The organism is Paenibacillus sp. J31R34, from assembly GCF_059383715.1.
In genome coordinates this window covers 163,591-175,957 of the sequence record NZ_JBXENU010000012.1, presented here as the reverse complement: position 1 = coordinate 175,957, position 12,367 = coordinate 163,591, and the positions used below count along the sequence as shown (strand labels likewise).

Sequence of the window (12,367 nt, the reverse complement as noted above, 5' to 3'; positions counted from 1 at the left end):
AATTGGGGACAAATGCTCCTCCAGCTCTCCGTCTTTTTCCCTGAACGGATCAGTCAGCACCTGCGTTAACTTTTGCTTCAACAGAGTTTACACAAAATTGTTGACAGACCCGACATTAACACTTTGACAAGTTGAACAGATTTTCATATTTACTTCCATCCTCTTTAAAATATAGGTCAAGGCATATGCACTTCTTCAATATAAATATTCAAAATAGCTCACCCAGTCTTTTTATATTTCGGCCATTTATGATAACGGTTTTGTATTTCTTAGCCCTGAAGGGTTGTCAAGCTGAATCACCCTCCCCGACTACTTTAAATTTAAATCCTTTAAAACTTTTTCCAAACTGTCATCATACATATCCTTTAATCGTTCCATTTCTGCGTTGTCATTTTCACTCTGTTTTTCAAAATACTTTTGGGCAATCCCATCTAGGCTACTAAAATCAGCTTTAAATAAGAGCTCTTCATCCGATTCTGATGGTTTAATAAAATAAGCCAAAATGTCCTTACGCTCTTCTTGCGTATAAGGTGTTCCTACTCTCATCTTTGAGTCGATCACATTTAATATCTCGATCGTGCTTGTATAAAATTCCTTGTGAAACCCATTAGGCGTCTTTCGGGCTGGAATATACTTTTCATTCTCTGACATGCAGGCTACTAATGAAATAAGCAGCAACAGACAACATCCTTGAATTACCATTCGCACAATTTATCTTTAACTCCTCGCAATATTTCTTGATAACGTTTGGTATCGGTGGCATCCATTTCCTTATGAATTACTCCAAATCTGGTCCGCCTGCATATAAATCTATATCTAATGAAGCATTTAACTTTGATAATTTTTCAATGATCATTGGTTTTAGATTAATTCCCCCCATCTGTTCTTTGTAGCCGTAGTAAACAACCCGAATTTCTTTATGAATTTCATCTGATTTAATCATTTGAATCAAATTCGATGTTTCTAATTTATTTATTAAATTTGCTAATTTCTCTTCAACTTCCCCCGTTTTCTTATCCTCTAATTGGAAAGTAAACCCGCTATCTTCATAGAATCTATTCGTATTTCTTTTTGAAATTTGAGTTCCTTTCTGCCATGTTTCAGAGGGTACTAAATGAACTCCCTCAAGTAGTTTCTCTAAATTAGTTACATTAGATGAAACTGATAAATATACACGATTCCCCGCACTCATTCCCATAAATCTAACCTTTATTTCAGGTGAAGTATTTAAATAAACTACGAAATAATATTCTTCATCCACAACAGAAAAATAAACTTCAGCGGATTGTTCTCCATCATTCATTATGACATCTGCTATTTTAAATTTGCCATTCTCATAAACCAACTTATGTACGGATAAATATTGTTTCGTTAGCTCGAAGGATTGTTCTTCTATTTCCTTGAGCGCAACTTTCTTAATCACCTCAATCATCTTCGAACCTCCATAAAATATTGACCTCCAGATTATTTATATACCTACTATACTTTCGGATAAAAAATGAATATTATTCCAACTAGTTTCAGTATATCAAATTCAGAAAGTTACAACATAAAAAGAAACTCTCCAACTGCTTTGAGCAAAGCTCTTCAAAGTTTGTCCTCTTTATTTCCCCCTTCAATTCTTTAGATTTTCTTTAGAAATATACTCGTAAATTCCTTAGATGTTTTCGTTATTATTTTCCTAACAAAATAAAGCGAGGAGGCCAATCATGTTTAGCAACACAATCTCGCAACTGTTCGAGCAGCACGGCTATCTGATATTTTATTTAGCCTTCTCTTTAGGCCCATTTGGCATTCCTGTCCCGAATGAAATAACGATACTCACAGGCGGCATTTTGAGCAGCACCGACGCTTTAGATCCGTGGATAACCTATATCTGCATTTTAAGCGGTCTATTAACGGCTATTACGCTCTCTTATTGTGCAGGCCGAATTTTTGGGGAGAAATTAATAAACAGATTTCAGCATAAGCGACATTTTCAGAGGGCAGAAGAGATTTTGAAGCAACGGGGAGATTGGGCCATGTGTATTGGCGTATTCATTCCAGTCGTGCGGTATATTCTTCCCCTATTCATCGGGCTAAGCGGTGTGAAATTCAAAAAGTTTGCCCTGCTTTCCTATCTCAGCGTTTTATTTTGGACCCTCACATTTTTTACGGTCGGCAAATACTTTGGCACTCATCTGTTAGACTCGCTTCGTATATTCAGCTTCTAATTTGCTTCAGCACATCATCAAGAAAATGAAATATTGGGGGAACATCCATTGAACATCAAGGAATGTCTACTTTTTCTGCAGCGCTTTATTCAAAGCCCGAAAAGAGTCGGAAGTGTTATGCCCAGCTCTCGATTTCTGGCAACAAAGATGGTTAGCTCTATGCCATTGAACGGTGTCAAGACAGTCGCTGAGCTTGGATCGGGTACAGGTGCCATCACTCGCTTTATCAAGAAACGGTTATCCGGTTCTGCTAAAGTGCTGCTGTTTGAAATGGATGATAGGATGAGGAACAATTTACAGTCGGAATATCCGGATTTTATCAGTCATCCAAACGCCTGTTACTTAGTGGAAAGGATGAAGCAAGAAGGCATTGAGCAGTTGGACTGTATTATTAGCGGTTTGCCCTTTTTTAACTTTTCGAGCGAGCTGCGAGAAACGCTGCTTGATCAGACTACCCAAGCACTCAAACCAGGCGGAACCTTTATCGCCTTTCAATATTCCCTTCAAATGAAAAAACAATTTTCTAAGAAATTTATCATTGAAAAAATCGAATGGGTGCCATTTAATTTCCCTCCAGCTTTTGTATACACATGCCGCAAGAGGGACACCCTTTAATTAAAATAAATACTCCCATTCTTCTTGGATAAAATCATTGATAAGGAGGTAAATCCATTGAGCATTACCGAATGTCTGCTTTTCTTGCAAGGTTTTCTCAAAAATCCAAATCGAGTAGGAAGTGTTCTGCCCAGTTCGCGATTTCTAGCAGCCAAGCTGATCCAGCCCATACCTTGGAATGAGGTACAGGCAGTCGCTGAGTTAGGGTCAGGCACAGGTGCGGTAACACGCTTCATGAAGACACAGCTAATGGAATCTACTAAAGTATTATTGTTTGAAAGAGATAGGGAAATGAGAAATAAACTAAAAAAAGAGTACCCGAATTTCGTAGGCCATTCGAACGCTTGCTATTTGCTTAAGAAAATAAAACAAGAGGAAATCGGGCAGTTGGATTGTATTATTAGCGGATTGCCCTTTTTCAATTTTTCCAATGAAATGCGAGAAAGGCTGCTTTATCAGATCATGAACTCACTTAAGCCCGGAGGAATCTTTGTTGCTTATCAGTATTCCCTTCAAATGAAAAAGCATTTATCCGATAAATTTATTATTGAAAAAATCGAGTTTGTGCCATTCAATTTTCCTCCAGCTTTTGTATATACGTGTCGTAGGAAAGAAACGCTATAACTAAAGAAGGAGCCTCATGCCATGCATACCGTGCTTGTTGTTGATGATGACTCGGAAATTAGAGATGTCATTCATGTATATTTGCGAAATGAAGGATATCGTGTCGTTGAAGCGGCAGATGGTCTGGAAGCCTTAAATGTCATAAAAACATCCTCAATCCAGCTTGTCATTTTGGACGTGATGATGCCTCAAATGGATGGGATCAAAGCCTGCTTTAAAATCAGGGAAATATCGAACACTCCGATTATTATGCTGTCGGCCAAGGAAGAAGATATCGATAAAATCACAGGCCTTACTACGGGTGCTGATGACTACATGATAAAACCCTTTAATCCGTTAGAGCTGCTTGCTCGCGTTAAAGCCCAACTGCGACGGCAATCCTTAATTGGCAAAGAAGAATATCATTCGCTTATCCTTATCAAGGATCTTGTCATTGATAAGAGCAAGCATTCCGTAAAGCTGAAAGGAAACGATATTTCGCTCACCCCTCTGGAGTTTGCTATTCTGGTGCTGCTTGCAAGCCACCCCGGGCAGGTATTCGGCGCTGATAAAATTTACGAAAGCGTATGGAAGGAGCCCTACGGATATTCAGATAATACTGTGATGGTCCATATCCGTAATTTACGTGAAAAATTGGAGGAGTTCCCAAGAGAGCCTCAATATATTAAAACCGTATGGGGAGTAGGCTATAAAATTGAATGAACCTATCAAAAAACCAAAACGTAAAAAAAAGATTCAGGTTCATATTTTGAGCAGAATAGCACTAAGTATAATCATATCCATTTGTATAAACAATCTTCTTATTATGCTTTTCTTGAAAATTAGTACAGTCATGGAATCGACTTGGTTGCACAATTTCTTTCCTTATCTGATTACCCCATTATTTATGCTTATATTTATTTTCACTTTTTTGATTTTGACAAGACGCCTCGTTAAAGACTTAATCAACTTGGAACGTGGACTGCAAATTATTTCCGAAGGGGATTTGAGTTATCGGGTATCCGTTGATCGTCAGGATGAACTTGGGCGGGTTGCCCATAACATCAATCGAATGACGGAACGCTTAGAGCAGCAGATTGTGAAAGAACGTGATTTGGAAAAATCCAAGATGGAGATGATCACAGGTATTTCACATGACTTGCGTACGCCTCTGACAAGTATCATCGGCTATATCGAGCTTTTAAAATCTGAATCATTTCAAGATAAAGAAGAATATTCGCGCTTTGTTCAAAACACTTATAATAAAGCGATTCATTTGAAAAAGCTGCTGGATGACTTATTCGAATATACCCGGCTTAGCTCTATCGACAATCAACTGGGTTTAAAGATGATTGATGTGCATCAACTGCTCTATCAATTGCTTTTTGAATTTGAGCCTATTGCCCTAGAGAATGATATCCATATTGAAAAAGAGATTGGTGACACTCCCCTTCTGGCTCGCATAGACAGCGAAAAAATTGCCAGAGCGATTGATAATTTATTGATGAACGCTCTAAAATACTCCTTAAAGCCGGGAACCATCCGCATTTTTATGAAAACGGATAAGAATCATATTACGATTGTAATAGAAAATAAAGGACAGCCTCTCACTTTGGAGCAACAACTTAAACTCTTCGACCGCTTTTATAAAGTGGATGATTCCAGAAGCAGCGACGGCATACAATCTGGTGCTGGGCTAGGCCTTTCGATTGCCAGAAACATTATTGAACTTCATGGCGGAACCTTAACACTCGATCATACAACCAATATTTTCAAGTTTAAGCTGACACTTCCTTTGGAAGACAGCATCATAAATACAAAATGATTAATATCCATTGTTATCATTAACTTATGCAATTGTTAGCGGCCGCCCCATTATATTAACCTGAGTACAGGCAATCACTATTTTGTATTTGGGGGGTCCACATGAGTCAGACGATCATTTATTCAGCACCGGAAGGTGCCATTGGTTCAGATAACTATCGCGTACGCGTTCGACACAACGGAGGCGACTGGCAAGAACTGTTCGTGTACGAGGTCAAGGTGGATATGCATAACGTTCGGAAAGCTTCCATGGCCTATTTCGATATGGAGGGCACGGTAGAGGTAGAAATCGACTGCTGCTTCACGCCCATAAGCAGCGTCATCGTACGCCCACTATCAACGGGCATTCAGGCTGAATATAGCAGCGATGCCATTCGCTTCACATTAGATCGCCCTGAAAAATTATCAATTGAGGTTAATGACGAGCGCTTCCGCAATCTGCATCTCTTTGCCAGCAAGCTGGAGCAGCATGCACCTAGACCCGGTGATCCTGGCGTGCTGGTGCTGGAGAGAGCTGGAAAGCCCGCTATTCACCGAACTGAGGATATTTTAAAATTAGCCGCAACCCCGACAGTCAAGACGGGTCTGACGCCCGATGTGATTTATTTTGCGCCCGGGATGCATTATTTGGAAGAAACGATACTCCGTATTCCTTCTGGCAAGACGGTTTATATTGCCGGAGGCGCCATCGTCGTTGGTTCGCTCGTCTGCGAGTATGTTGAGGATGTAACCATAAGAGGAAGAGGCATCTTATACCTATCCGATTTCCATCGCTATTCGGCTTTTCGTGGCGTACGAATTGTATTCTCACAAAATATTCAGGTTGAGGGGCTTATTTTGCTCGATCCGCCCCATTACAGCATTTATATTGGAAAATCGTCTCATATAAGCATTAGCAACTTCAAATCCTTCAGCACAAGAGGCTGGTCGGATGGCATCGATATGATGGCTAGCTCCGATATAGACATTGATGATGTTTTTCTGCGCACATCGGATGATTGTATCGCTATTTATGGCACTCGCTGGGATTATAAAGGAGATACGCGCCGCGTGCGTGTCCGCAATTCGGTGCTATGGGCGGACGTCGCTCACCCGCTAATGATTGGGACCCATGGCGATCACCATCATGACGGAGATACGATTGAGGATATTATCTTTGAGAATCTGGACATTCTTGAGCATCACGAGCCCCAAGGAAATTATTGGGGGGTGCTAGCCATTAATGCGGGGGATAAAAATACAGTTCGCCATGTGCTGTACGATCATATCCGCGTCGAGCCGTTCGAGCAAGGACAGCTGGTTGATATTCGGGTCGTCCACAATGCCGATTATAATCCAGTTCCTGGCAACCGTATCGAAAATATTACGTTCCGCAATGTCACCTATAGCGGAGAGAATAGCAATCCCAATCGAATTTACGGATTTGATGAACAAAGACCTGTTGAAAATATTACTTTTGTTAACCTCCGCATCAATAACCAATGGATTAGTGATGCGTCAGAGGGCCATTTTCACATCAATCCATTTGCCAGAAACATTACGTTTTTGTCCAATTCATAAGAAGCAGCCCCTTCGTCACCAAAAGACGGAAGGGGCTGTTATTTGTGCTTTATTTCCTGTTACATCGTGCACTCTACCGCTATCCGCAGCATTCCTCGCTTTTCTTATTTACCGCCTGCATCCAAATATGCCTGTACTTGCTTAAGCACTTCCGCACGTACGGTCTCAAGTCCGGAATCACGCATTTGTTTGTTTAAGCTTTGGGCCATTTCCAGCCAGTTTTTCTCGTATCCTACCTTGAGAATTTGCTCGACCTCATCAAATTTCGGCTTGATTTTGGCAAGCTCTGTCGCCACCGGCTTGGAATCGAAGATAAAGCCCGAAAGCGCAATTTGGAAGTAGTTGTTATTATCAAGCGCATACTGCAAATAGTTCATCGTAGCCGGGTCCTGATCCGAATTCAGCCTCGATAAGCTCGGATTCCAGGTAAGCTCGTACGGCTGGAACTGGTATTTCGTCGTATTTGCCGTTGTTTTGTAGCCATTGTCGCCATCGGCTACCCAGTGCTCGCCCTCAATGCCAAGCTCGAATAAATCATGGTTGGCCTTGCTGCTGAACAGCCAATCAAAAAACTTCATCGTGCGATCAATGTTTTTGGAGCTTGCTGGAATAACGACGCTGTTGTTCGCGCGGAAATCCGTTCGAATAGCGCCTGGTTTCATATTGCGAGCATCGTCGCTCTCATATACGAACGGTTCGATATCCAGCCCCGTACCGTATGCCTCTTGCAGCTTTTGCCGATCTCTTGATATGCCGCCAATCGTGCCTTCTCCAGCGCCGCCCTTATCTGAGACGACACCCGTTGCTGGAGCTAGAGCATCCTTGTTAATGTACTTGCTCCAGTCCACTCGCTTCTGGAAGTGGCCGTAAATCGAAGCATGCGTGTTGAAGGGCGCAGGGAAGCTCGCGAATTCCGAATCCGGATCACCCAACGTTGCCGCGCCAATTACCTTCTTGCCATCCTCCGATAGCGCAACACTGAATGGAATGCCTCCGGTGAAGGAATCGCTTCCAATGGCAGCTAGGCGAATATCGGTCCGTCCATTCTCAGATGGCGTGAACAGCTTATGAAAGCCTCGGCCTCCTAAGGAGAGTGGCGTATAGTCCGGCTTCTTTTCTTGAACCTGCTGAAGATAAACTTCTAGTTCCTCCAACGTTGTAATCGGGCCAAGTCCCAACTCCTCGCGTATATCTTTGCGAATACTGATGACGTTAAGATCGGTATAGTAATACGTAAGCGGAATCGTATAAAGATGGCCGTTAATTTTGTTCGCTTCAACAAACTCCGCAGGGAATGCCGCTTTCAGCCCTGGATAGTCATCATTGTTAAAATATTTATCGAGCTCTGCATAATAGCCGAGGCTGACATGATTGTACAAATTCATCCAGCCCGCATCGAACATGACGTCAACGGCTTCGCCTGTCGACATCTTCAATTGCATTTTTTGCCGATGATCCTGAGGCGTGTTATATTCAAATTCAAGTTTCGTATTAATCGAATCCTTGCTAACTTCCTCGAACTTAGCGAGAACCTTATCCATATCCGCAGGTTTATCGCCGAATAGCATGAACTTCAAGGTCACCGGATCAGGTACTGCCGCATCTGGGTTAACCGTCCCCTCTGTCTCGCTGCTGCTTGGGGATGGCTTCCCACTAATATTGCCGTTAGTTCCGGTGCCGCCGTTGTTTCCACTGCATGCCGCCATTAAAAATAGCACCATAACCAGCGTTGCCGCCATAAACATTTTTGCTTTCATTGTTTTTCCTCCCTTTTTTGTGCTGCTGAATTTATCTACATCTATCTAAAATCATCCTGCGATGAGATTAGCCTTTGACTGAGCCAACGAGCAGCCCTTTTACAAAATATTTTTGCAGGAACGGATAGAGGAATATAATCGGGCCAATAGTCACGACTGTCGTTGCAAGCCTTGAGGTCAAGGTAGGGACAATATAGCCCGGAGCCGTTACGCCTGAAGCAAGATTGTTGGCAAATGCCGCATTATCCAAAATCCGTTTGATCAAATATTGCAGCGGAAACAAATCCTCATTCGAAATGTAGAGCATCGCCTCAAACCATTTGTTCCAAAAGGCGAGCGCGTAAAACAGGCTGATCGTGGCAATGGCTGGCAATGAAATCGGAATCATAATGCGAAACATAATATAGACATCATTGGCCCCGTCAATTTTGGCCGATTCGCCAATTGATTCATCAATGGAATTGAAGAAATTACGCATAAGGAACATATTCCATGGGTTAATAAGGGCGGGAATAATCAGTACCCAGATCGTATCCTTAAGCCCTAAATATTTGGAAATGAGCAGGTATGTAGCCACCAGCCCGCCATGAAACAGCATCGTAAAAAACACATAAAAGTTAATCGAATTGCGATATCTGAGCGATTTGACAGACAGCGGATACGCAAGGGCACAAGTTACAATCATTGCCAATACGGTTCCGACGACCGTCACAAAAAACGTCACGCCATAGGATTTATAAATCGTGCTGTCCTTAAGCAAAAGCTTATAAGCTTCAAGGGAAAATTCCTTAGGAAGCAGCGTAAATCCGTTTCTAATGATGGAGCCCTCCGTGGATAATGAACCGCTAATGACGGTCATAAACGGAATCAGGCATACGAGAGCAAATACCGTTATTCCGACATACATGAGCGATAGGAGCAGCCGGTCTCCAGCGCTTTCTTTTATCATGCTACGCCTCACCTTTTCTGATAGATTTATTAAAAGAGCGCCGAATCAGGCGAAAATTTCCGTGCCAATTGGTTAACCGTTACGACCAGCACGAAGCCGACGATCGATTGAATCAGACCAACGGAGGCGGCCATGCTCACATTGCCCAAATCCACCAGCGCCCGATACACATAGGTGTCGATGACATCCGTTGTCGGATAGAGCAGCGCATTTTTTCCTACGATCGCATAAATCATGCCGAAATCACCGTAGAAAATGTTCCCCATAGCAAGCAGCAGCAGCAGCATGACTGTTGGCTTCACCATCGGCAGCGTAATATGGCGAATCTTGCCCCAGCGCGTGGCGCCGTCCATGGAAGCCGCTTCATAAATCTCCGGATTAATGCCCGATATCGTGGCCAAATACACGATTGAACCAAAGCCTGCGGCATGCCACAGCTTGATGATAACGAGAATAAGCGGCCAATACGCAGCTGTGTTATAGAAGGCGAAACCTTCTAAACCAAAATCCCTCAGGATTTGGTTGATCAGCCCCTCTTTGTACAAGAGGAACGAGGTTGCAAAGGTCGCGACCACCGTCCAGGATAAAAAGTTCGGCAGGGTCACAATCGTTTGTGCGATTCGTTTGAAATATTTCCCTTTCAGCTCGGAGAAGATGATGGCGATGATTAATGAAGCAAGAGTGCCGAAGCCGATAAATAGGAAATTTAGAAACAGCGTATTAAAGACAACACGATACACATCGCTGGATTCCAGAAAAAACTGAAAGTTTTTAAAGCCAACGAATTCGCTTTTCAAAATCCCCTTCACCGGATTGTAATTTTGAAAGGCAATGACAATCCCGAACATCGGCAAATAGGAAAAGACAAACAGCAGCAAAATGCCGGGCAGTGTTAACAAATACAGCAAGTGATTTTTTCGAATCTCCTTAAAAAAAGAGGGCTTTTTGTTCAGTGTGATCCGCTTTATTGCTTGGTCTTGATGCGCTATGGAATTTTCCATGCTGAACCTCCTTATCTGATCGTTGACTATATAAGCTCCAACTGACTCCTTTATTATTTCGTTTCGGGCTGTCGGAGGCTAGAATTCAATCTAGGCAAAACCATGTTTATTACCATTTATGGACTATCAAATCTCACTTTTTCTACCGAAAACGCACAAAAAAGGGCCGCCCCCGCCGTCATGAAATGACTTTGTGGGCTAGCCCTTATCTAATGGCCACCGCTATCGATATAAGCCTGTACCTGTTTTATAAACTCTGCCCGGATCTTCTCCAGTCCCAGCCTGCGAAGCTCGGCATTCAGCTTGCTTGCCTCTTCTCGCCAGTTAGGCTCAAGCCCAGCCTGAGTAATGAGATTGAAAGCCTCAAAGCGCGGCTGCACCTTCGCGATTTCAATTTTCACCGGTTCGGGATTAAAGGTAAAGCCGCTTAGCGCTACCCGATAATAAGAATCCTCGCTTGCCTGATATTTCAAATATTGCAGCGTCTGCTCGTCATGATCGGCATTCAGACGGGATAATGACGGGTTAAGCGTCAATTCGTAGGCGGGAAATAAATAATCCTTCGCATACGGCGTCATCTCGTACATATGATCGCCCTTCTTGTTCCAGTGCAGCCCTTCAATACCGAGCTCGAATAAATCATGATTGTCTTGACTCTCGTACAGCCAATTTATAAATTTCATCGACTCTTCCTTATGCCTGGAAAAGATCGGGATGACGATATTATTCCACGCTTTATAGGAGGTTCCTATCGCCTGCGGCTGCAACGTGCGGGCCGCATCATTATAAATAAAAACCTCCAAATCTGCTTCAGGAATAGCGCCCTTCAGCCGCTGCTTGATTTTTGAAATGCCGCTTATCGCCCCTTCTCCCGCAGCCGCTTTCCCCGTAACGACCAGATCCTCTACATTGCTCAGCACATCCCTCGGAATGAAACGGCTAAATTCTACCCTCTTATCATTGTGGCTGTAGAAATAATCGGATTGATTAAACGGTGCCGGCAGCTTGGCGTAGTCGGACTCTGGGTCTCCTATTGTTGTTGCGCCTAGAACCTGCTTGCCATCGTCAGATAAAACTAAATTAAATTCAACACCCGTCCCATAAATAACATGAGGCACCGCTCGAAAATGAGTCTGCTTGTCGTTGAAATTATAAAACATATCAAAAAATCCGCGATTGCCAATTCCGAACGGAATGATTTCCGGATTGTTTTGCTCGACCTTTTCCAAAAAGACTTGAAACTGCTCCATATTTTGAATAGGAGGTAGCCCGTATTTCTCCCGTAAATCCTTCCGAATGAAAATCGTGCCAAAATCCGTATAATTGCTCGTCAATGGAATCGTATACAGGCGCCCATTGATCCGATTGGCATCCAAAATCGCCTGCGGAAACGCCTGCTTCAAGCTCGGATACTTCTCATTCAGAAAATAATCATCCAAGGGCTGGTAATAGCCTTGTCCGATGTTCTGCTCCAAATTCATCCAGGAAGCGTCAAACAGCATATCAATTTGCTCGCCTGCAGCCATTTTCAATCTCATCTTCTGATTGTAGGTATCGGCGACATCCCAGGAAATGTCCAGCTTGATGTGAAGGGTATCTTTCGTTAAACGCTCGAATTCCGCCAAAATTTTGTCCATATCGGCTGGCTTGCTCCCAAAGAACATCACCTTTAAGGTGACAGGCTCACTCGCTTTCTCTCCTTGCTTTGTCGCCGCACTCTTTAGGCTTTTGGCAGAGCCTCCTTGGCAGCCCGCTGCAAGAAGAAGGCAGACCAACACGAGTATAAGACCTAATCTACAATTGGATAGGCCACTTGCCTTCACGATTAATTCCCCCTATTCCATG

At 43.0% G+C, this 12,367-nt stretch carries 12 protein-coding genes; 6 read left to right on the top strand and 6 right to left on the bottom strand.

Features of this window, described 5'->3' with window-relative positions; translation table 11 throughout:
* Positions 1-309: 309 nt before the first annotated feature.
* Together AC50YG_RS27315 and AC50YG_RS27310 are read right to left on the bottom strand one after the other, a co-directional pair.
* On the bottom strand, positions 310-678 hold the full coding sequence (locus AC50YG_RS27315; protein ID WP_494831553.1) for a hypothetical protein: 369 nt from the start codon (positions 676-678) through the stop codon (positions 310-312).
* A 100-nt stretch (positions 679-778) separates the two neighbouring features.
* Positions 779-1,432 carry a DUF4279 domain-containing protein gene (locus tag AC50YG_RS27310; RefSeq protein WP_494831551.1) on the bottom strand — a complete coding sequence of 218 codons (654 nt, stop codon included), beginning with the start codon at positions 1,430-1,432 and terminating at the stop codon, positions 779-781.
* A 277-nt stretch (positions 1,433-1,709) separates the two neighbouring features.
* Here AC50YG_RS27310 and AC50YG_RS27305 point away from each other — a divergent pair, with 277 nt between their 5' ends.
* The 6 genes from AC50YG_RS27305 (at position 1,710) to AC50YG_RS27280 (ending at position 6,815) form a co-directional block, all read left to right on the top strand.
* The gene (locus tag AC50YG_RS27305; RefSeq protein ID WP_494831549.1) at positions 1,710-2,213 is read left to right on the top strand and encodes a DedA family protein; all 504 of its coding nucleotides are present in this window, start codon (positions 1,710-1,712) and stop codon (positions 2,211-2,213) included.
* A 48-nt stretch (positions 2,214-2,261) separates the two neighbouring features.
* Positions 2,262-2,828 (top strand): class I SAM-dependent methyltransferase, encoded by a 567-nt coding sequence (locus AC50YG_RS27300; RefSeq protein ID WP_494831547.1) that lies wholly within the window; start codon positions 2,262-2,264, stop codon positions 2,826-2,828.
* A gap of 57 nt (positions 2,829-2,885) precedes the next feature.
* Positions 2,886-3,452 carry a class I SAM-dependent methyltransferase gene (locus tag AC50YG_RS27295; protein WP_494831545.1) on the top strand — a complete coding sequence of 189 codons (567 nt, stop codon included), beginning with the start codon at positions 2,886-2,888 and terminating at the stop codon, positions 3,450-3,452.
* A 21-nt stretch (positions 3,453-3,473) separates the two neighbouring features.
* The gene (locus AC50YG_RS27290) at positions 3,474-4,154 is read left to right on the top strand and encodes a response regulator (protein ID WP_494831543.1); all 681 of its coding nucleotides are present in this window, start codon (positions 3,474-3,476) and stop codon (positions 4,152-4,154) included.
* The gene (locus AC50YG_RS27285; protein WP_494831541.1) at positions 4,147-5,256 is read left to right on the top strand and encodes a sensor histidine kinase; all 1,110 of its coding nucleotides are present in this window, start codon (positions 4,147-4,149) and stop codon (positions 5,254-5,256) included. The genes AC50YG_RS27290 and AC50YG_RS27285 overlap by 8 nt, the downstream gene beginning before the upstream one ends.
* Positions 5,257-5,357: 101 nt before the next feature.
* A complete protein-coding gene (locus AC50YG_RS27280) occupies positions 5,358-6,815 on the top strand; it encodes a glycosyl hydrolase family 28 protein (protein ID WP_494831539.1) in 1,458 nt (485 codons plus the stop codon).
* 104 nt (positions 6,816-6,919) lie between these two features.
* Here the strand turns inward: AC50YG_RS27280 and AC50YG_RS27275 are convergent, their stop codons facing one another.
* From AC50YG_RS27275 to AC50YG_RS27260, 4 genes are all read right to left on the bottom strand, one after another.
* Positions 6,920-8,572 carry an extracellular solute-binding protein gene (locus AC50YG_RS27275; protein WP_494831537.1) on the bottom strand — a complete coding sequence of 551 codons (1,653 nt, stop codon included), beginning with the start codon at positions 8,570-8,572 and terminating at the stop codon, positions 6,920-6,922.
* 67 nt (positions 8,573-8,639) lie between these two features.
* A complete protein-coding gene (locus AC50YG_RS27270) occupies positions 8,640-9,521 on the bottom strand; it encodes a carbohydrate ABC transporter permease (protein ID WP_494831535.1) in 882 nt (293 codons plus the stop codon).
* A 29-nt stretch (positions 9,522-9,550) separates the two neighbouring features.
* Complete coding sequence (locus AC50YG_RS27265; protein ID WP_494831533.1) at positions 9,551-10,522, bottom strand: ABC transporter permease; 972 nt, start codon at positions 10,520-10,522, stop codon at positions 9,551-9,553.
* A 209-nt stretch (positions 10,523-10,731) separates the two neighbouring features.
* Positions 10,732-12,345: an extracellular solute-binding protein gene (locus AC50YG_RS27260; protein WP_494831531.1), complete on the bottom strand. Its 1,614-nt coding sequence runs from the start codon at positions 12,343-12,345 to the stop codon at positions 10,732-10,734.
* Positions 12,346-12,367 lie beyond the last annotated feature (22 nt).